Here is a 21468-nt window from a genome sequence, read left to right on the forward strand (position 1 = left end):
TGATCTAGTTGTCATACTAGTTTTTGTCTGTGTTATATCCTGGGCAATCCCACTTGTAACATATTTTACCAGGTAATTAAGCAATGTAAACTTTGTTTTATGATTATTAATAATGCTGACAAGCTCTAATATAAGATAGTACAGTACAAACCTAAGCTAGGGAAAGTTACTGTATGTTAATAAAATCCATTACATATTGGTGCCTGTTTTAGTTACCAATAGTTAGGCTGTGACGATTATAGATAAGAAGTTTAAAAAATATGAATTATTAACTATCTGAAAGCATTATGCAATAGATTATTCAACAGTCGGGCACATTTCTATAAGAAATGTGTCTTTTTCCATTCAAGGGGCATATTGTTGAAACACATTCAATAAGAAAGCATTTGTAGCGCTAGAACATTTGGATTATCAAATAATAGAAGGAAAACTCGGATAATAAACTCCTTCGATGTAAACGAAGGTGAATATGTTCTTGGGGCTCAGTTTAAAATTAAAGAATAATAGTTTTAGTGAATTTATATTTCAACAGGGGCTTTAGTTAAATTACGATTTTCTGCAATCTTGCGCTTTCCTTGTACGAGGAAAGTGTTTTTTGCTATACAACCGAATAAGACCTGCTTGGAGCTATCTGCATGGTTTTGGTAAGGGTGATAATCACAGTAGTTCTTATTAATTTATGGATTTGAAAAGTGTAAAAAATCGGGAGCAGTTTAAAGTAATGCGCACAGGGTAAAAAATGTACCAGAGATTAATCTGTGAATGTTTAAAGTCTTAGTGAATTTTTTATTCATGGCTTTAAATATTAAACAAGATAGGAGATGACTTTGATGAAAAACCCACATCTAACCGATCCACGTAAGAAATTTTATACACAAAAATTCCCGGATCAAGAGCAGGACACTCCAGCGCTGCAGAGTGAAATGAGCCCTAAACCTGACTGCGGAGAAGAGTCATATAAAGGATACAATCGCCTGGAAGGGCGCAATGCCTTGATTACCGGTGGCGATTCCGGAATTGGCCGTGCCGCCGCCATTGCCTATGCCCGCGAAGGTGCAAATGTGGCGATCCAATTCTTCCCTGGTGAAGAAGAAGATGCGAACGAAGTCAAAGAACTAATTGAAAAAGCAGGCAGAAAAGCATTGCTGCTACCGTATGACTTGCGGGAAGATGGCACAGCGACGGAAATTGTTACAAAAACTGTGGAAGCTTTTGGCGGATTGGACACGCTAGTATTGAATGCTGCGCAGCAAATCGCACAGCCAACCCTGGGTGATTTAACAATGAGTCAAGTGCAGGATACCTTCAAAGTAAACATCATCAGCATGTTTGAGACCGTAAAAGCTGCCGAAGAACATCTGGAACCAGGAAGTGCGATTATTACTACCACATCCGTGCAATCTTTCAATCCGTCCACATCTTTAATGGATTATGCCGCTACAAAAGGTTCTATAAGCAACTTTATGATAAACCTTTCCTCATACTTTGCTTCCAAGGGGGTGCGTGTCAATGGGGTTGCGCCAGGACCAATTTGGACACCATTGCAGTTGGATAATGGACAATTGGAAGGGCAAATCCCAGAGTTTGGCCAAAACACTCCACTTGGCCGTGCGGGACAGCCTGTAGAACTTGCGCCTGTGTATGTTCTTCTAGCATCCGATGAAGGGAGTTATATCACGGGGCAGATTTATGGGGTGACCGGTGGCGAGCCGATCGACTTATAATCTTAAGTGTGAGTCAAAATAAAAACACCTTACTCGAATTCAGAGCGCTTTCTACTCCTCTTTTATCACGGTATGGCAACAAGTAAAAGAAGATGGACAAATAGCTTTAGCATTGATAATTTAAAACGCCGTAGTTAGTGTTTAAATCACCTCGAAATAAATATACCGAGGTGATTTTTTTTGTTTTATTTATCTATTTCAAAGCTGCTTTTTTTAAGTCCAAAAGATAATTAACGTGGCTATCAATCTTTTTGGAGAGGAAAACCGCTGGTTACATTTTTTCATATAATACCTAGAAAAGAGGAGACGATAATTTTTAGGAGGATTAGGAATGGACTTTTCAAAACAGTTTGACAGGATAAAAGGGTCGGTGGTAAATATCTGTGTTCTCAATAATGCGGAAGATAAAAAAATTCTGTCCTCAGGGTCGGGGGTATTAATCGGTGATGGCACTAGAATCATCACTTGTTCCCACTGTATTAAGCCTGATCTTATAAATGTTGCCAGGTTTTCAGGTGAAGATAGTGCGAAAGAATGTAAAATTGTTTTTAATGATCCCAATAAAGATATTGCAATTCTAGAAGTTGATAAATCTCTTGGTAAAGGGGTTAAAATAGGCGATTCTTCGTCGGTGGAAATTGGGCAGGAAGCATTTGTCGTTGGATTCCCTTTGAATATAAAAAAAATAACTGCCCTTTCAGCCAATATTGCTGGATTTGAACCATTGAATGGATTTGAATTAATCAGGATTGATTCATCTATCAACCATGGTAATTCAGGTGGACCGTTATTTAATGCGAAGGGCGAATTAGTTGGAATAGTGAATGCAAAGCACGGAGGGTTATCTTATATTTTGACCGAAGTCCAACAGGCAACACCAAAAGAAATGGAGGTAATTGGTGGGACAAATCTTGTTAAATTTATTCAGGTCTTGATGAAACAAATGCAAAGAAATTTGAACCTCGGCATTGGCTATGCCATCCCTATAAATACGGTAGTGAACAGTGTAAGATCGTCAAATTCATTGTAAACAAGATATTAATAGATAGTTTAATAAATTATTTGCACTATTATTTATTGGGTTATAAAAATCCAATTAATGAGGGTGCTTTTTTTAATCCCCAACCCACAAAGCACACCCAAATCACGTCAATAGATATGTTTTTTGCATTTGAGTAGGCAGTTACTTCTATTCTCTATCAAACTGGAAAATAGTATAGAAACAAGAGCTCCTATACTTTTAGCGAAAGAGGAACAGATCATGAAAATAAATTGGAAAGTTCGTATTAGACATAGACAATTTTGGGTGGCAATCATTTCAGCATTCGTTTTATTGGCCAATCATGTTGCATCATTATTTAGTATGGATATCACTTTAATTAGTACAAAGATACAGCAATTATTAGAAACGATTTTCCTCATACTAGCCCTTTTTGGTATTGTTATTGATCCGACAACAGACGGAGTTCAGGATAGTTCCCAAGCGATGGATTATTCAAGGCCAAGAAAAGAAACAGATAAAGATGAAGCAAGCGTGAAAAAAGCAGGAGAAGCAAAGCAAGAAATGAAAACAGAAGTGGAACAACAAGAAGAAGCAAATCATGAAAAATTAAAATAAACGCCGGCAAAATAACATTAAAAAAATGGAGTGTGTATCGAAAGTCATTATTTTGCTGATTCAGGATAATGCTCTAAACAAACTGGAAAATTTTATTTATACTAGGACATGGGAGTGGGGTGTCTTACGATGATTATATTTTCCAATAACTATGTAAAACTTATAGAAGAGAACAATAAAGTATTTTTATATACCATCCAGCCTAATTTTAAGTTGAAGGACTTTGATGAAGTTTTAAGAAAGTACCCACGGATTCGATTAACTAATTTTGCGTTATTAAAAAAAACATTGGAAGCAGAATCTCTGCAACAGGTTGAAATTGGTCAATGGCTCCCAGTCATTGAGTTAGAAATATCTAAAGACAAAATGTCAGCCAATATCTCGGTCAATGAAACGACTGAAAACGTAAAGAATAATCAACATACCATCCTTCAAAATTTAGAGGAATTACTATCCAAAAATCAAATTAAGCATGGTATTAAAGAAATTGAAATTCCTGCACTCATTACCGGAAAGTCCTACTGCATTGCTGAAGGTACACAGCCTGTAAAAGGTGCGGATGCTATTGTTAAGTATCTAGAGATTCCGGAAAGAAAACCAGTCATTCATGAGGATGGAAAAGCAGATTATTTTGAAATGAACTTTATTTTTGAGATTAAAGAAGGGGACTGGCTGGGTGAAAAAATTCCTCCTCAACCAGGAATCGAAGGGGTAAATATTTTCGGCGACAATGTGCCTGCACCTTTTGGTGAAGATGTACCTCTTCAATATGACCCACAGGCTGCAAAAGAAGTACAAGAAAATGGAAAAATTATTCTATACGCCTCAAAAACTGGGGCAGTTGAAAACCTCCAAGGACTACTGACGGTTACAAACCATTTAATAATTGATGGGGATGTAGGAACTGCTACAGGGAACATACAATTTGATGGCTCCGTCTCGATACGTGGAACAGTAAATAGCGGGTTTTCTGTGAGAGCAACCGGGGATATCTCGATCGAAAGTCCAGAAGGAATAACGGGTGCCAAGCTTCTCAAATCAGAAAAGGGGGATATTTTTATAAAAAATGGCCTCTTTGGCCTCGGCGATACAGAGGTTGAGGCAGGAGGAAGCATTTTTGTAAAACATGTAAACGATGCAAAACTATTTGCACAAAATGAAATCGTGATCGGATTTTATTCGTTAGGTTCCTATTTAGTGTCAGATTCCATTCTATTGGATGAAAGAAATGGCAAGATTATAGGAGGTAAGGCAGTTGCCAAGAATTCGATTATCACGGCTTTTTCAGGGAACAGATTAGAAAGGCGAACAGAATTGATAATCGAAAGCTTAGGTAAACAGGAAACGTATGACAAAATTCAGGAGAAAGCAGCCCTCTTAAAGAGTACGCGTGAAGAAACTTATGAATTAACGATAAAAGTAAATGAGGCAAATAAACATATTAGCAAGCTGAATCGACAGCAACTTCAAAGCTTAAAGATTTTGCAACAAGAATTGGAAAAGAAGAAAATGCACTGTGACCGGATTGATAAAGAAATCCAGCAGTTAATGCACGCTATCAAAAATATCGGAAAAGAAGAAATTAATGTTACGAAAGAGGCCCATCCGGGTACCTTTATTAGGATTGGCAAGAAATCCTCTTTACTTAACAAAAGTAAACAGGGGAAGTTTATTATAGAATATGGAGAGTTGAATGTATAAATGTTAAGTAGAATCCCAATCTATGCCCACAGGGGAGCATCTGGCTATGCTTTGGAAAATACATTTAAGGCCTTTGAAAAAGCCAGGATTCTTGGCGTAGATGGTATAGAATTGGATGTACAATGTACGAAGGATAACCAGTTGGTTGTGTTCCATGATTCAGATTTGTTTCGCTTGACTGGCGTAAGGAAGAGAATCAATGAATGCACTTTAAAAGAGTTATTGAATTTCCCGCTGGGCAAACACTTTTTTCGGCGCTTCTCAAAAGAACGGATCCCCACTTTACAGAAAGTCGTGGAATGGGCCAATTACTACAATATGCCCTTAAATATCGAGTTGAAGGAAACATTGCTTGATAAGCATAAGGCAATTACAGATTGTCTGCAAAGATTGGAATTGCCAAGGGGCAGTCATTTTTCTTCATTTCATGACGAATTGATGAGAGTAGTGAAAATGCAAAGACCGGATTTTCAAACGGCTATCATTGTAACTAAGAAATTCAATTGGCAGGAGTTATCAAAACTATCCCATATAGATGCACTCCATGCCCATAGAAGATATTATAAACCGCCATATTTAAAGGCAGGCCTTGAGGCGGGAAAGGGACTTCGGTACTATGGCATTACAGGAAAGGAACCATATCTAGCCGATCCAGATCCATCTGTTATTGGTTGGATAACAGATTTTCCGGATATTGTAGCAAAGGCAGCAAAAAGAAAATTAAAATAGACGTTCAATTTAGAAGGAATTTGGTTATCCTCAAGTTGAGCGTCTTTTTTATGTCGGAATAAAGTATAAATTTCTTTTTTATTGAACCTTTGGCGGAATTTTTCCGTTTTTACGATCTCGATGGATTAAAAACCCAGCAAAAAATCCAAGCCCAACGACCAAGAAAATGATCCCGATACTGAATTGTAGCCATAACCAGGGAAACGGTGAAATTAATTTGCCGAATAATGTATCTCTCATAAATTTAATTCCTGCGCCAGCCATCAATGCGGGAATTAACATAATGATAAACGCTAACATTCTTGCCATGTCTTAACACCTCACTATAACATTAATTGTACAATGGACAGGCTGAAAGTCAAGAAACACTAGCTTTTTACATAAAATAGAATAATGTTTTTTGATAGTTCGAAAAATTCTTAATATAACAATTTTGGCATTTATTATTGCCTAATTCCGGAATAAAAAGTATGTTTAGATTAGGTTATAAAATTTTTGGAAGTACCAGTATGATTTTAGCAGTTCAGTACATTTTTAACGAAATAAAGTAATATTCGAGAAAGAAAACGCTTACTTAATTGGAGGGAATGTTATGGAAATTTTCAAATATCTAGAGAAGTACGATTATGAACAAGTTGTTTTCTGCCAAGATAAAACTTCTGGTTTGAAAGCCGTAATTGCTATTCATGATACAACACTTGGTCCTGCATTAGGTGGTTGCAGAATGTGGACGTATGCAACAGAAGAGCAAGCAATTGAAGATGCACTCCGTCTGGCTCGAGGAATGACTTATAAAAATGCAGCTGCAGGTTTGAACCTTGGTGGTGGAAAAACTGTTATTATCGGAGATCCTTTCAAAGACAAAAATGAAGAGATGTTTCGTGCGCTGGGTCGTTTTATTCAAGGGCTGAATGGGCGATATATTACAGCAGAAGATGTTGGGACAACTGTTTCCGACATGGATTTAATCCATGAAGAAACGGATTATGTAACTGGAATCTCACCAACATTCGGTTCATCAGGCAACCCATCCCCGATTACCGCTTATGGCGTATACCTTGGAATGAAAGCTGCTGCTAAAGAAGCATTTGGCAGTGATAGCTTACAAGGCCGGACAATAGCTGTGCAAGGACTTGGAAATGTGGCGTATACCTTATGTGAATACTTATATAAAGAAGGCGCTAAATTGGTGGTTACTGATATCAATCAGAAGGCAATTGATAGAGTTGTCAATGATTTCAATGCGATAGCGGTCGAGCCTAACGAAATCTATCAACAAGAAGTTGATATTTTTTCTCCTTGTGCCTTGGGAGCAATCATCAATGATGAAACGATTCCACTATTAAAGGCAAGAGTGATTGCAGGTTCTGCAAATAACCAGCTTAAAGATTCGAGGCATGGCGATATCATTCATGAAATGGGCATCGTTTATGCACCGGATTACGTAATCAATGCTGGAGGCGTTATTAATGTTGCAGATGAATTATACGGTTATAATAGAGAACGTGCTATGAAACGTGTAGAAACAATTTACGACAGTATTGAAAAAATATTCGAGATTTCTAAGCGCGATAATATACCGACATATCTAGCAGCGAACCGTCTTGCCGAAGAACGGATTGAACGTATGTCAAGATCGCGTTCACAATTTTTAAAGAATGGAAAAAATATCTTAAACGGAAGATAATTTTATATTTATTTGAAAGTATCTACGGGGAGTGAAGAGTTTCTTTGCTTCCCCATTTGGGTAGGAGGGATTTATTTGGCTCAAGAATATGATTTAGTTATTCTGGGTGGTGGAACAGGAGGCTATGTAGCCGCGATAAGAGCATCACAGCTAGGTCTTAAAACGGCAATTGTAGAAAAGGAGCAGTTGGGCGGTACTTGTCTTCATAAAGGGTGCATCCCAAGTAAAGCTTTGCTGCGAAGCGCCGAAGTTTACCGACAAACAGCTAATGCTCATGCCTTTGGTATTGAAGCGCCTGAAGTGAAACTGAATTTTACGGCAGTCCAAAATAGAAAGACTGGCATAGTTGAGCAACTTCATAACGGTGTGAAAGCATTGATTAAAAAGGGGAAAATCGATGTTTATCATGGTACGGGCAGAATTCTGGGGCCATCCATTTTTTCGCCGATGCCGGGAACGATTTCAGTGGAAATGGAAGGGCAGGAAAATGAAATGCTGCTTCCGAAAAATGTAATTTTAGCAACTGGCTCAAGACCTAGAAATTTAGATGGGATCAATGTTGACGGACAAACAATTCTTTCATCTGATCATGCTTTAGAATTAGAAGCGTTGCCTAGTTCCATCATCATTGTTGGCGGAGGAGTCATTGGGATTGAATGGGCTTCAATGTTAGCAGACTTTGGGGTGAAAGTATCGGTTTTGGAATATGGCAATCGAATTCTTCCAGGTGAAGATCAAGAAGTGTCGAATGAAATGGAAAAACACCTTGTAAAAAGAGGTGTTGAAATAATAAAAAATGCTGAATTGCTGTCCGATTCCATTGAAGTGGGGGATGGAATCAAGATTTCTGCCAACATAAAAGGGGAGCATCAATCTTATTTTGCGGAGAAGCTGTTACTGGCAGTGGGTCGCATCGGTAATATCGATGGAATTGGATTAGAAAATACCGAGATTGAGACTGAATCACATTTCATCAAAGTAAATGATGTATATCAAACAAAAGAAAAGCATATTTACGCGATCGGTGATGTGATCGGGGGTATGCAACTTGCACATATCGCTTCACACGAAGGCATTGCAGCTGTTGAACATATTGCGAGTGGCGAAAAGAAACCGATCGACTATACAAATGTTGCCCGCTGTATATATAGCTATCCGGAAGCTGCTAGTATTGGGTTGACGGAAGAACAAGCAAAAACAAATGGGTTCGATATCAAAGTTGGTAAATTCCCGTTTAAAGGAATTGGTAAAGCTTTGGTTTACGGGGATGCAGAAGGATTTGTTAAAATTATAGCAGATAAAGAAACTAACGATCTATTAGGTGTTCACATGATAGGACCCCATGTAACAGATCTTATTTCAGAAGCTGCATTAGGGAAGTTATTGGACACTACTGCTTGGGAAATCGGCCAAACCATTCACCCCCACCCTTCATTAAGTGAGATAATGGGGGAAGCAGCTCTAGCCGTAGAAGGAAGAGCAATACACTTTTAAAAAATAGATTAATAGATGTTCGAGACTAAGAAGGTAATTGGTACCAACTAAATTATATGGATTAATGGTAATGAGATGAAGCTTTCCACTTTATTGAAAGGGGATGTTTATGTGGGAGAAGCAAAAAATCAACATCAGCAATTAGGGCTATCTGATAAAGATGTGCTCAAAATGTATGAGACGATGTTAATGGCAAGACGCCTCGACGAAAGAATGTGGCTGCTTAATCGTGCTGGTAAAATACCGTTTGTCATATCTTGTCAAGGTCAAGAAGCTGCACAAGTAGGAGCGGCATTCGCACTTGACGAGACTAAGGATTATATCGCTCCATATTATCGAGATATGGGAGTAGTACTACATTTTGGAATGACGGCAAGAGACCTGATGCTATCAGCGTTTGCAAAAGCCGAGGATCCGAATTCTGGTGGACGTCAAATGCCCGGACACTTCGGACAGAAAACAAATCGTATTTTAACGGGTTCATCTCCTGTTGCGACTCAAATACCCCATGCAGTTGGCGTAGCACTTGCAGGCAAAATGAGAAAACAAGATTATTTGGCATTTGTTACTCTAGGTGAAGGCTCTACGAATCAAGGAGATTTTCATGAAGGGGCTAATTTTGCAGGTGTTCATAAGTTGCCGGTCATTATTATGGTTGAAAACAATCAATATGCGATTTCTGTGCCCATTGAAAAACAATTAGGCTGTGCAAAAGTATCCGATCGAGCAATCGGCTATGGAATGCCGGGTGTTACGGTGGATGGCAAAAATCCATTGGAAGTTTACCGTGTAGTAAAAGAGGCTGCAGATCGGGCAAGACGAGGAGAAGGGCCAAGTTTGATTGAAACGGTTACTTACCGTCTGACAGCGCATTCATCAGATGATGATGATAGACAATATCGTACGGCTGAGGATATTGCCGAAGGTAGAGCCAAAGACCCGATTAAGTTATTTGAAACTTATTTAATAGAGTCGAATACGGCAACAGTAGACGATTTTACACAACTCAATGAAAAAGTGATGGCTGTCGTTAATGAGGCCACGAACTATGCGGAGAATGCTCCTTACGCAACTCCAGAGCATGCACTGAAATATGTGTACGAGGAAGGAGAAGAGGGCTGATGGCAGTGATTTCTTATATTGAAGCGATTCAACTGGCAATGAAGGAAGAAATGGAAAGAGACGAAAATGTCTTTATCCTAGGGGAAGATGTCGGCCTCAAAGGTGGCGTATTTAAGGCAACTGCCGGCCTATATGATCAATTTGGAGAATCTCGTGTACTTGATACACCATTAGCAGAAAGTGCGATAGCGGGCGTAGCAATCGGTGCAGCGATGGTTGGAATGCGTCCTATTGCCGAAATGCAATTTGCCGACTTTATTATGCCAGCCGTAAATCAAATTGTGTCAGAGGCTGCAAAAATTCGCTATCGTTCAAACAATGATTGGCATTGTCCAATTGTTATCCGTGCTCCTTTTGGCGGGGGAATCCACGGTGCACTTTACCATTCCCAATCCGTGGAAGCATTATTTGCCGGTACACCTGGCTTAAAGATTGTAATTCCTTCTTCACCATATGACGCTAAAGGCTTATTGAAGGCGGCTATTCGAGACGAAGATCCCGTATTATTCTTTGAACATAAACGTGCCTATCGATTAATAAAAGGTGAAGTACCTGCAGATGACTATGTACTGCCTATTGGTAAAGCCGAAGTAAAACGAGAAGGCGATGATATTACGGTAATTACCTATGGCTTGGCAGTAAATTTTGCTATCCAGGCAGCGGAGCGACTTGCAGACGATGGGATTCAGGCTCATATCTTGGATCTACGAACAGTTTACCCATTAGATAAAGAATCAATTATTGAAGCAGCAAGTAAGACAGGGAAAGTATTATTAGTTACGGAAGATAATAAAGAAGGCAGCATTATGAGTGAAGTTGCAGCGATTATCGCAGAACACTGCTTATTTGACTTGGATGCACCGATTAAGCGCCTGGCTGGTCCGGATGTTCCTGCTATGCCATACGCACCGACAATGGAAAAATATTTCATGATTAATCCTGAAAAAATAGAACAAGCAATGCGAAGCTTGGCGGCGTTCTAGAAGGGGGATATTAGATGTCTATTGAAAATATTTTAATGCCACAGCTGGGAGAAAGTGTGACCGAGGGGACAATTGAAAAATGGTTGGTAACGCCTGGCGACAAGGTCAACAAATATGACCCGATTGCGGAAGTGGTAACCGACAAAGTAAATGCAGAAATCCCTTCCTCCTTTACTGGAACGATAAAAGAACTAATTGCAAAAGAGGGCGAAGCATTACAGGTTGGCACAATCATTTGTTCAGTTGAAGTAGCAGGTGAAGCGACTGAGGATACCCCAGCTACCCAGCCGTCAAATTCTAGTGTCAGTTCAGACAGTATAAGTGCAACTAATCAGGTTCAAACAGAAAAGGCGGAACCGGCTAAAACTGCTTCTAGTTCTTCATCAAAAAAACGCTATTCACCAGCTGTTTTACGTCTGGCCGAAGAACATAATATCGACTTGCAACTAGTAGAGGGTACAGGTTTGGAAGGTCGCATTACTAGAAAAGACCTTCACAAACTCATTGAAACTGGCCAAATACCGCAAACAGAATCTTTATCTAGCGTAAAGCCTGTACAACTACCAGAAGAAAAGACAACAGTGGTTCAAGACAAAGCTGCTGCATTTGAAAGTGCTGTCCATGATATTGAAATTCCCGTTTCATCAGTACGCAAAGCTATTGCCAAGAATATGGTGCGGAGTGCACAAGAAGTGCCCCATGCCTGGATGATGATGGAAGTGGATGTAACGAACCTTGTAGCTTACCGCGATGCCATCAAAAATGATTTCAAGGCTAAAGAAGGATTCAACATAACTTATTTCGCCTTCTTTATCAAAGCGATTTCAAGAGCACTAAAAGAGTTCCCGATGATGAACTCAGTTTGGGCGGATGACAAAATTATTCAAAAGAAGGACATTAATATTTCCATTGCAGTGGCTACGGAAGATGCCCTATTTGTTCCTGTAATCAAACATGCTGATGAAAAATCCATAAAAGGCATTGCAAAAGAGATTCATGAGCTATCTACAATTGTCAGAGGCGGAAAGCTGCGTTCAGAGCATATGCAAGGCGGAACATTTACAGTTAACAATACGGGGTCATTTGGATCTGTACAATCAATGGGAATCATTAATTATCCACAAGCTGCGATTATACAAGTCGAGTCAATCGTAAAAAGGCCCGTAATTATGGACGGTGGGATGTTTGCTGCACGTGATATGGTAAACTTATGCTTATCTCTTGACCATAGAATATTAGACGGGCTTGTTTGCGGGAAGTTTCTGAAAAGAGTAAAAGATATTCTCGAAAATGTAAATAAAGACACGATGTCCGTGTATTAAAAGTAAAAGAAGCCTTGTCCATTAAGGCTTCTTTTATTTTTGTACTTTAATGGAAAGCTTTTCTAATGTAGAATTGAATTATAAAATGAACAAAAGTTGGTGGAGTTGACTACGCTCAACGAACTACTTGTTCAAATGGCGGGATATTAATGGGAGAATCCTGCAGTTTATTAAAATGGGATTATAGGTAAAGGGGGAAGCTTTTTAGCGAGAATATGTCAATTCAAATGAAGAATATTCAATTTCCATCAGCTAGTTATGATGAGTGGAAAGAACAAGCAATAAAAGCATTAAAGGGGAAGCCCTTCCAATCATTATTTACAGAAACAATTGAAGGGGTCACACTTGAACCCCTGTATACACAAGAAATGTTGATGGACAAACTAGGGGATAATTTAGAAAAGCAAATTTCGACTATCAGGTCGTTAAAGGACAGCGCCGGCTTTAAAATTTCACAACAAGTTTACGGTGAGACCTCATCACAGTTCTTCACATTGCTACAAGAAAGTGTGGAAAGAGGAAACGATTGTGTAACAATCCACAGCCGAGTTCCTTTTAAATGGGATGAGGAAAATTTAACGCTATTAGCGAAATACTTAGCTGAAAATACGTTTAAACTTTTTATAGAAAATGAGAAAGACCCAATCTTGAATGTTTTTAATAAAATCAATGCACCATCCGTAAAAGGTTTTATTATTTCGCATCAAGGAAATATGTTGAGTAATTTTGAGAATGTAAGATCTATTTCGATAAATACCATTCCTTATCATCATGACGGGGCGAGTGTCATAGAAGAATTGGCCATTTCCCTTGCATTGGCAGCCAAATATGCAGAGCAAGAGGGAAGCTATGAGAAAATGATCTCCAAATCCTTTGTCAGCTTTGCCATTGATACACAGTTCTTCCTGGAAATTGCAAAACTCCGTGCCTTCAAAGTATTGTGGAAAGCGTTTTCAAAAGCCTATAAAGTTGATAAGCCTGCTGCAATTCCAGTGATGGCGGAAACCTCTTTGCGCAGCTATACAAAAGCAGACCCATATGTAAACCTATTACGTGCAGGAAACGAAGCATTTGCTGCCCTGATCGGCGGAGCGGATTATTTCACTGTTCATCCACATGATTGCTTAACAAAGCCAACAGAAAAATCGATCAGAATCGCCCGCAATGTTTCATTGGTATTAAAAGAAGAATCGTTTGTTGAAAACGTTCTTGATGCATCGGGAGGATCATATTTTATCGAAACCTTAACAGCCGACTATGCAGAAAAAGCTTGGGAGCTATTCCTGGAAATCGAAAAGGCTGGGGGTATTGATGCATATACCCAATCCGGTCAACTACAAGCAAGATTGGACCGACTATTCGAAAGTAGACTTGATGCAGTACAAACAAGAAAAGATTCACTTATTGGAACAAATATTTATGCAAACCCAGCAGACGAAGTACCAGCAGAGACAAATCCTCAATTTGCCCAGATTAAGCGATTAGCGATTCCATTTGAAAAATTACGGGTGAACTATAAAGAATTCAAACCGAGAATTGCCATCTTGACTTATGGAAAACTAAAAGATTTCAAACCTCGTGCAGATTTTGTTGATGGATTTTTTGCTACCGTCGGAATCGTGCCGGAAAAATCAGGCGAAATTACTAACATAGAAGCTGCAAAAGATTGGATGGAACAAGCAAACTACGATTATGTGGTAATTGCTGCAAAAGATGAGGATACAAAACTGTTACTACCTTCAATTCTTGAGCTTCAACCAAAAGGCATATTAGTGGATGTTGCCGGCAAGTATAAACAGGAGCAAGAAGAATGGCTAGAAAAAGGTTTGAACGGCTTTATATATGCAGGTCAAAATATTGTTGAGAAGCTAACAGAAGTTCTTGAAAGCTTGAAGGGGGTACAACAATGAGTAAACCACATTTCGAATCCATTCATATAAAAGATATTTTGGAAAATGAAAACCTGCAATCTAAAGGCAACTTTATGACCAATGAGGGCATCGAGGCCAATGCATTCTACAATAGGGAGGATATCCATCATCTCAAGCATCTAAATGACGTTTCAGGTGTTGCACCAAATACACGTGGGCCGTATCCGACAATGTATGTTGCCCGTCCATGGACCGTTCGCCAATATGCAGGGTTTTCGACGGCAGAGGAATCGAATGCATTCTACCGCCGTAATTTAGCGATGGGTCAAAAAGGGTTATCAGTCGCATTTGATCTAGCTACACACCGTGGATATGACTCGACACATCCCCGAGTAAAAGGGGACGTAGGGAAAGCGGGCGTAGCAATTGATTCGATAGAAGACATGAAAATACTGTTTGATGGCATTCCTCTGGATCAAATGTCTGTGTCAATGACAATGAACGGTGCAGTATTGCCTATCATGGCCTTTTATATTGTAGCAGCCGAAGAACAAGGCGTTGCCCCGGAGCAACTTGCCGGCACGATTCAAAACGATATATTAAAAGAATATATGGTTCGTAATACGTATATCTACCCGCCGGAAATGTCCATGAAAATTATTGCTGATATCTTTGAATACACAAGCAAGTTCATGCCAAAATTCAATTCCATTTCTATTTCCGGATACCATATTCAAGAAGCAGGTGCCACAAACGACATTGAACTAGCATACACACTAGCTGATGGACTTGAATACGTACGTACTGGCTTAAAAGCGGGAATAGATATTGATTCATTTGCACCGCGTTTATCGTTTTTCTGGGCGATTGGGATGAATTATTATATGGAAGTCGCGAAGATGAGGGCAGCTCGACGGATCTGGGCACAGATGATGAGCACATTTAACCCGAAAAATCCGAAGTCCTTGGCTTTACGTACCCATTCGCAAACTTCGGGGTGGTCTTTGACTGAACAAGATCCATTTAATAATGTGACAAGAACATTGGTTGAGGCAAACGCAGCAGCCATGGGGCATACGCAATCTCTCCATACCAATGCACTTGATGAAGCAATTGCTCTGCCAACAGATTTCTCTGCCCGTATTGCCCGTAATACACAACTATTCCTGCAGGAAGAAACAGGAATGACGAAAGTTATTGACCCATGGGGCGGCTCTTATTATGTCGAGAAATTAACAGATGAACTAATTGAAAAAGCTTGGACATTGATTGAAGAAATCGAAGGACTTGGCGGCATGGCTAAAGCGATTGAAACAGGCTTGCCGAAAATGAAAGTCGAAGAATCGGCAGCAAAGCGCCAAGCAAAAATTGATTCTAAAACGGAAACAATAGTAGGAGTCAATAAATATTTGTTGGATGTGGAAGAACCAATTGATATTTTGGATATTGATAATTCCATTGTTCGCCAAAAACAAATTGAACGATTGGAAAAGCTTAAAGCGGAACGAAATGAAGAGGAAGTCCAAAAACATCTAGCCCGCCTAACCCATGCTGCACAAACAGGTGAAGAAAACCTTTTGGCAGTTGCAGTCGATGCGGCCCGTGCACGCGCTTCCCTTGGTGAAATTTCAGATGCCATTGAACAAGTATCGGGTCGCCACAAGGCGGTTATCCGTTCGATTTCCGGTGTGTATTCTTCCAATTTCTCAGATGATGAATTAATTCGGGAAGTTAAGCAAATGACGGATGAATTCCTGGAAAACGAAGGCCGCCGTCCGCGAATCCTTGTCGCAAAAATGGGGCAGGATGGTCATGATCGCGGAGCAAAAGTAGTAGCGACAGGTTATGCGGATTTAGGCTTTGATGTAGATATATCGCCATTATTTATGACACCTGAGGAAGCAGCACAAATGGCTGTTGAAAATGATGTACATTGTGTGGGCGTTTCTTCCCTTGCGGCCGGACATAAAACATTAGTACCTGAACTAATCGAGGAACTCAAAAAACTTGGACGACAAGATATTATCGTCATTGTTGGGGGCGTTATTCCGGCACAAGATTACCAATTTATATACGATGCCGGTGCAGTAGCAATCTTTGGGCCAGGAACGGTTATCCCGGTATCCGCCATAAAGATCATCGAAGAAATTTATCGACGTTTAGGCTACGAGGAAGTGCAAGGTTAATGGAGCGCAACAAAAACTTGCAGGAAGACAGAGGCGCTTTAAGTGTAAGGAACGGAGTGAAGGGTGGTCATGATGGGATGGCCATCAAGCCAAAAAGATTCAAGAAAACCAGCCAGGGTGCAATAGACATTCCAAAATTGGCAGGTGAAGTCCTAAGTGGACAACGAACATCCCTGTCAAAAGCTATCACGCTCATTGAAAGTTCGAATAATGAACACAAAGAACAAGCTCAAATGCTGCTGCAAGAGCTTCTTCCATATACAGGCGGGAGTATTCGGATAGGAATAACAGGTGTCCCGGGCGCTGGAAAAAGTTCTTTTATTGAAGCCTTTGGAACAATGCTTTGCAATATGGGGAAAAAGGTTGCAGTCTTGGCGATCGATCCAAGTTCCACCCTTTCCGGGGGGAGTATACTGGGAGACAAAACCCGAATGGAAGAATTGAGCCGCAACAAAAGTGCTTTTGTACGACCCTCTCCAAATGCGGGTACCTTGGGCGGAGTGCATAAGAAATCCAGGGAAACCATGCTTCTTTGCGAAGCAGCGGGGTATGATGTCATTCTGATCGAAACAGTCGGAGTTGGCCAAAGCGAGACATATGTACGCGGGATGGTTGATTTTTTCCTATTATTAGTGTTAACAGGTGCAGGTGACGAATTACAAGGAATGAAAAAAGGCATTATGGAACTTGCTGATGGTGTCGTTGTTCACAAAAGTGATGGAGATAATGTACAAAAGGCGAGAAAGACTGTACGGGAATATATGCAAATCCTCCACTTTCTGCAGCCGGCAACACCAGGATGGATGAGTAAGGCATTGCCAGTATCCTCAATTGAAAAGACAGGTATTACCGATGTTTGGGAGATGATTTGCCAGTTTGAACAAACCAGCAAGGAAACTTTAGTATGGGAATCCAGACGTCTCAAACAGACAAAAGAGTGGTATCATTCTATGATCCGCGATACATTAATAGATACGTTTTTCCAAAATACTGATCGTAGAATTCAAGTAAAGTCAATTGAAGAAGCCATACTGCGCGGAGAAATTACTGTAACACAAGGGGTTTCAAAGTTGTTTCCAAAAGAAGCAAGATAATCTGCAAATGGCCGTCTTTATGTTAAAATGTATAGTTGAGAGGAGCGATAAATCATGAATATGGATTACGATTTATTTATGGAAGAAATTAAAAGAACAGCACGTGCAGAAATTGAAGGAGCAGGCTATGAACAGCTTAAAACTCCCGAAGAAGTTGAGGAAGCATTCGCACGTCCTGGAACTACACTAGTAATGGTGAACTCTGTATGTGGCTGTGCTGGAGGCATTGCACGTCCAGCTGCTGCTAACGCTATTCATTATGATAAACGTCCAGATCACTTGGTAACAGTATTTGCAGGACAAGATAAAGAGGCAACAGCAGCTGCACGCCATTTATTTGGGGATAATCATATTCCATCATCACCAGCGTTCGTTTTGTTAAAAGACGGTAAAGTAGTAGCCGATATCGGTCGTCATGAAATCGAAGGACACGACCCAATGTCTGTTGTTACAAATCTTCAAGGCAACTTTGAAGAATACTGTGAAGAAGTATAATTATTAATTTCTTTCACAAATTTTTCTGGAACTGTTGGTTGGGAGATAAATGCTAACCTACGTCCAAAAATTCCTTTAAACAATAGTTTTAAGGACATATCTGCAGATAAGAAGGGTGAAACTTCCTTGTCAGCGTTGATAAACTAAGGCTGATCGCTTATATATTGGCAATCAGCCTAGTTTTCTAATGATTTATTTTGTCGCAATTTTCAGTCGCGAAGCTTGAAGGAGGAAGTCGATATTAAAAGGTACAAAATCGGCTATCGAACGATTAAAACAGCTGTAGGTGCAACAATTGCCATCGCCATCGCGAGTTATTTTAAGTTGGATTTTGCATCCTCTGCAGCCATCTTGACGATACTTTGTATTCAAACTACGAAAAAGAAGTCAGTGCATGCAGTATATACAAGATTTGTCGCTAGTTTGGTAGGTATGGCATTTGCCTATCTTTTATTTGAAACATTTGGCTACAATCCGATTGTACTCGGAATTATGATCCTCATATTTATTCCGACAATCGTCTCCATCAATGTATCAGCAGGCTTTATATCAAGTGTTGTGATTATTATGCATTTATATTCCGAGGCAAATTTTACAGTTGGATTATTTCTAAATGAGCTAGCTTTAATGGCAATCGGATTTGGAACCGCCTTGGCAGTGAATATGTATATGGGTGATTATCAAAAGGACCTGGAGCGTTACATTGACGAGCTGGAAGCTATTTACCGGTCAATATTCTCGGAAATCGTAAAATATTTGCGTAATGGAGATACTTCCTGGGATGGAAAAGAAATTATTGAAGCCGAAAACCTGTTGAATAAGGCAAAGTCTCTAGCCTTCAAGGATGTTGAGAACCATTTGACCCGTAAGCAAAATGAATTCTATCTTTATTTTGATATGCGGGAGAAACAATTTGAAATTATTGAGCGAGTACTTCCAAAAATTACAACCCTGCCTGTTATGGTACAACAAGCGGAACTGGTAGCGGATTTTATGGAGGATTTGGCGGAAAATGTCCATTCGGGAAATACAGCCAAAAGCTTTAGGGAGAAATTAGAAAGGGTTAAAAAGGAATTTGCAAAAATGCCTTTACCAGAAACGCATCAAAAATTCCTCGCTATGGCATCCCTTTATCAATTCATTGAAGAGATGGATGAGTATTTGGTGATCAAACAATCTTTCAAAGGATTTAAGAAGAAGGAAAAAAAGAAGGCGATTACAGAAAAAGTGTAATCGCTAATGGCAGGATTTAGAAGAATGATAGTCCAAATGCTAAAGTAGAGATTACCATAATTGCTATCATGCTATATACAACGATTTTCTGAAATTTTTTATTACTCATAAGCGTTTCTCTCCTTTGTTTCTTAATTTTAAGTTTAACAAATTTAGAAAATAACACAAGTACGTAGCGAATAGTTTTCAAATTAGTTAAAATATATATGTACTATAACAGAAGGGGTGCTATGATGGAGAAGGTGGATCATATTGGGATTGCTGTTAAAAACTTGGGTGAACAAGTTACATATTATACGGAAACACTTGGATTGAAATTACTGAAAATTGAAGAAGTTCCTTCACAACAGGTTCGAGTAGCTTTTATAGATGCCGGAAATGTGAAACTAGAACTACTGGAGCCAATGAGTGAGGAAAGTGCAATCTATAAACATATTGAAAAACGCGGCGAAGGGATTCAGCATGTAGCTTTTGGCGTAACTGGAATTCGAGAGAGGATGCAAGAATTGCGCGGTAAAGGGGTGCGTATTCTCTCGGAAGAGCCAAGTCCGGGGGCAGGGGGAGCGGAAGTAGCCTTCCTGCATCCAAAGGATTCTTTTGGTGTTTTATATGAGCTTTGCGACAAAAGTGGAAAAGGGGATAAATGAGCGATGGATATGTTTGAAAAGATAAATGAAATGTATGACCGAAAGCGTGAAATCGAGCTTGGAGGGGGAGACCTACGAATTGAAAAACAACATGAAAAAGGGAAACTGACAGCTCGGGAACGTATTGATTTATTGCTTGATGAAGGTACCTTTGTGGAGATCAACCCTTTTATTACTCATAGAACAACAGATTTTGGAATGGACAAGCAAATTGGACCTGGTGATGGGGTAGTGACAGGCTTCGGGAAAGTTAATGGACGAAATGTCTATCTATTTGCACAAGACTTTACCGTATTTGGCGGTGCACTTGGAGAAATGCATGCCATGAAAATTGCCGCTGTAATGGATTTGGCTGCGAAAAATGGAACACCTTTCATCGGGATTAATGATTCAGGCGGGGCTCGTATTCAAGAAGGAGTACTTTCATTGGATGGATATGGTCATATCTTTTACCGCAATTCAATCTATTCAGGCGTAATTCCGCAAATTTCGGTAATTATGGGACCATGTGCAGGAGGAGCTGTTTATTCACCTGCAATTACTGACTTTATATTAATGGTTGATAAAACCTCGCAAATGTTCATTACTGGACCAAAAGTAATCGAAACAGTAACGGGTGAGAAAATCTCCTCCGAGGATCTAGGTGGTTCAAAGGTGCATAACACGATTAGCGGTAATGCACATTTCCGTGCTCCTTCTGAAGAGGAATCTATTGAACAGATTCGCAGATTGCTAAGCTACCTGCCTCAAAGCTATAAAGAAAAGACACCAAAGCTGGAAAGACCGCAAACAGATGATTACCGCCCCGATATCATCGATTATGTACCAATCGAACCTACTAAACCATACGATGTTCGTAGAGTAGTAGAACAAGTGGTGGATGATGGGTCATTTTTGGAAGTGCATTCTGAATTTGCCAGGAATATTGTAGTAGGTTTTGCTCGAATTGCGGGTGAATCTGTTGGATTAGTTTGTAACCAGCCTAAGGCACTTGCAGGCGGTCTGGATATTGATTCATCGGACAAAGCCTCCCGATTTATCAGAACATGTGATTCCTTCAATATTCCAATCATTACATTTGAGGATGTTTCTGGTTTCTTCCCGGGTGTAAAACAAGAGCATGGTGGAATTATTCGACATGGTGCAAAAATTCTATATGCTTATTCGGAAGCAACAGTTCCGAAGATTACAGTTATTTTGCGTAAAGCATATGGTGGGGCATATGTGGCATTAAACTCAAAAGCAATTGGCGCAGATTTAGTATTTGCTTGGCCAAATGCTGAAATCGCCGTTATGGGTGCTGCTGGTGCCGCGAATATTATCTTTGCAAATGAGATTGCCAAATCAGCGGATCCGGAAGCAACGCGTGCTGCAAAAATCGAAGAATACAAAGAAAAATTTGCTAATCCATATGTAGCTGCTTCCCGAGGAATGGTAGATGATGTCATTGACCCACGTGAAACACGCATTAAATTAATTCAGGCACTTGATATGCTTTCAAATAAAGAGGAAACAAGGCCTTCAAAAAAACATGGGAATATCCCGTTATAGAAAAGAAAAAG

The 21468-nt window shown here is 39.8% G+C and carries 19 protein-coding genes; 17 read left to right on the forward strand and 2 right to left on the reverse strand.

What is annotated here, in order from left to right:
- Window positions 1-830 precede the first annotated feature (830 nt).
- The 5 genes from QYB95_RS07490 to QYB95_RS07510 all read left to right on the forward strand — a co-directional run bounded on the left by QYB95_RS07490 (window position 831) and on the right by QYB95_RS07510 (window position 5772).
- Complete coding sequence (locus tag QYB95_RS07490) at window positions 831-1724, forward strand: SDR family oxidoreductase (RefSeq protein ID WP_301137682.1); 894 nt, start codon at window positions 831-833, stop codon at window positions 1722-1724.
- Window positions 1725-2055: 331 nt separating this feature from the next.
- Window positions 2056-2754 carry a S1 family peptidase gene (locus QYB95_RS07495; RefSeq protein ID WP_301137683.1) on the forward strand — a complete coding sequence of 233 codons (699 nt, stop codon included), beginning with the start codon at window positions 2056-2058 and terminating at the stop codon, window positions 2752-2754.
- Between the two features lie 231 nt (window positions 2755-2985).
- Window positions 2986-3342, forward strand: a complete 357-nt coding sequence (locus QYB95_RS07500) for a phage holin (RefSeq protein ID WP_301137684.1) — start codon at window positions 2986-2988, stop codon at window positions 3340-3342.
- Between the two features lie 129 nt (window positions 3343-3471).
- Entirely contained in the window at window positions 3472-5043 is a 1572-nt protein-coding gene (locus tag QYB95_RS07505; RefSeq protein WP_301137685.1) for a flagellar assembly protein A, read from the forward strand.
- Window positions 5044-5772, forward strand: coding sequence for a glycerophosphodiester phosphodiesterase (locus tag QYB95_RS07510; protein ID WP_301137686.1), 729 nt, complete (start codon window positions 5044-5046; stop codon window positions 5770-5772).
- Window positions 5773-5850: 78 nt separating this feature from the next.
- Here QYB95_RS07510 and QYB95_RS07515 read toward each other — a convergent pair whose 3' ends face one another.
- On the reverse strand, window positions 5851-6081 hold the full coding sequence (locus QYB95_RS07515) for a DUF2627 domain-containing protein (protein WP_301137688.1): 231 nt from the start codon (window positions 6079-6081) through the stop codon (window positions 5851-5853).
- Window positions 6082-6364: 283 nt separating this feature from the next.
- Here QYB95_RS07515 and QYB95_RS07520 point away from each other — a divergent pair, with 283 nt between their 5' ends.
- The 10 genes from QYB95_RS07520 to QYB95_RS07565 all read left to right on the forward strand — a co-directional run bounded on the left by QYB95_RS07520 (window position 6365) and on the right by QYB95_RS07565 (window position 19259).
- Entirely contained in the window at window positions 6365-7459 is a 1095-nt protein-coding gene (locus QYB95_RS07520; RefSeq protein ID WP_301137689.1) for a Leu/Phe/Val dehydrogenase, read from the forward strand.
- A 75-nt stretch (window positions 7460-7534) separates the two neighbouring features.
- On the forward strand, window positions 7535-8953 hold the full coding sequence (gene lpdA, locus QYB95_RS07525; RefSeq protein ID WP_301137690.1) for a dihydrolipoyl dehydrogenase: 1419 nt from the start codon (window positions 7535-7537) through the stop codon (window positions 8951-8953).
- A gap of 171 nt (window positions 8954-9124) precedes the next feature.
- On the forward strand, window positions 9125-10075 hold the full coding sequence (locus QYB95_RS07530) for a thiamine pyrophosphate-dependent dehydrogenase E1 component subunit alpha (RefSeq protein WP_301137882.1): 951 nt from the start codon (window positions 9125-9127) through the stop codon (window positions 10073-10075).
- Window positions 10075-11058, forward strand: coding sequence for an alpha-ketoacid dehydrogenase subunit beta (locus QYB95_RS07535; protein WP_301137691.1), 984 nt, complete (start codon window positions 10075-10077; stop codon window positions 11056-11058). The genes QYB95_RS07530 and QYB95_RS07535 overlap by 1 nt, the downstream gene beginning before the upstream one ends.
- A gap of 14 nt (window positions 11059-11072) precedes the next feature.
- Window positions 11073-12380, forward strand: coding sequence for a dihydrolipoamide acetyltransferase family protein (locus QYB95_RS07540; RefSeq protein ID WP_301137692.1), 1308 nt, complete (start codon window positions 11073-11075; stop codon window positions 12378-12380).
- 215 nt (window positions 12381-12595) lie between these two features.
- Window positions 12596-14290: a methylmalonyl-CoA mutase family protein gene (locus tag QYB95_RS07545; RefSeq protein ID WP_301137693.1), complete on the forward strand. Its 1695-nt coding sequence runs from the start codon at window positions 12596-12598 to the stop codon at window positions 14288-14290.
- On the forward strand, window positions 14287-16437 hold the full coding sequence (gene scpA / locus QYB95_RS07550) for a methylmalonyl-CoA mutase (protein WP_301137694.1): 2151 nt from the start codon (window positions 14287-14289) through the stop codon (window positions 16435-16437). The genes QYB95_RS07545 and scpA overlap by 4 nt, the downstream gene beginning before the upstream one ends.
- On the forward strand, window positions 16437-17531 hold the full coding sequence (gene meaB / locus QYB95_RS07555) for a methylmalonyl Co-A mutase-associated GTPase MeaB (RefSeq protein WP_301137695.1): 1095 nt from the start codon (window positions 16437-16439) through the stop codon (window positions 17529-17531). The genes scpA and meaB overlap by 1 nt, the downstream gene beginning before the upstream one ends.
- A 54-nt stretch (window positions 17532-17585) precedes the next feature.
- Entirely contained in the window at window positions 17586-18026 is a 441-nt protein-coding gene (locus QYB95_RS07560) for a BrxA/BrxB family bacilliredoxin (RefSeq protein WP_301137696.1), read from the forward strand.
- A gap of 222 nt (window positions 18027-18248) precedes the next feature.
- Window positions 18249-19259 carry an aromatic acid exporter family protein gene (locus tag QYB95_RS07565; RefSeq protein ID WP_301137697.1) on the forward strand — a complete coding sequence of 337 codons (1011 nt, stop codon included), beginning with the start codon at window positions 18249-18251 and terminating at the stop codon, window positions 19257-19259.
- A 16-nt stretch (window positions 19260-19275) separates the two neighbouring features.
- Here QYB95_RS07565 and prli42 read toward each other — a convergent pair whose 3' ends face one another.
- Entirely contained in the window at window positions 19276-19368 is a 93-nt protein-coding gene (gene prli42, locus QYB95_RS07570) for a stressosome-associated protein Prli42 (RefSeq protein WP_156967325.1), read from the reverse strand.
- A 124-nt stretch (window positions 19369-19492) separates the two neighbouring features.
- On the opposite strand from prli42, the gene mce reads away from it, so the two are divergent.
- Entirely contained in the window at window positions 19493-19906 is a 414-nt protein-coding gene (mce, locus tag QYB95_RS07575; protein ID WP_301137883.1) for a methylmalonyl-CoA epimerase, read from the forward strand.
- Window positions 19907-19909: 3 nt separating this feature from the next.
- The gene (locus QYB95_RS07580) at window positions 19910-21457 is read left to right on the forward strand and encodes an acyl-CoA carboxylase subunit beta (protein ID WP_301137698.1); all 1548 of its coding nucleotides are present in this window, start codon (window positions 19910-19912) and stop codon (window positions 21455-21457) included.
- Window positions 21458-21468 lie beyond the last annotated feature (11 nt).

Source organism: Ureibacillus aquaedulcis (genome assembly GCF_030418165.1).
GTDB lineage: Bacteria > Bacillota > Bacilli > Bacillales_A > Planococcaceae > Ureibacillus > Ureibacillus aquaedulcis.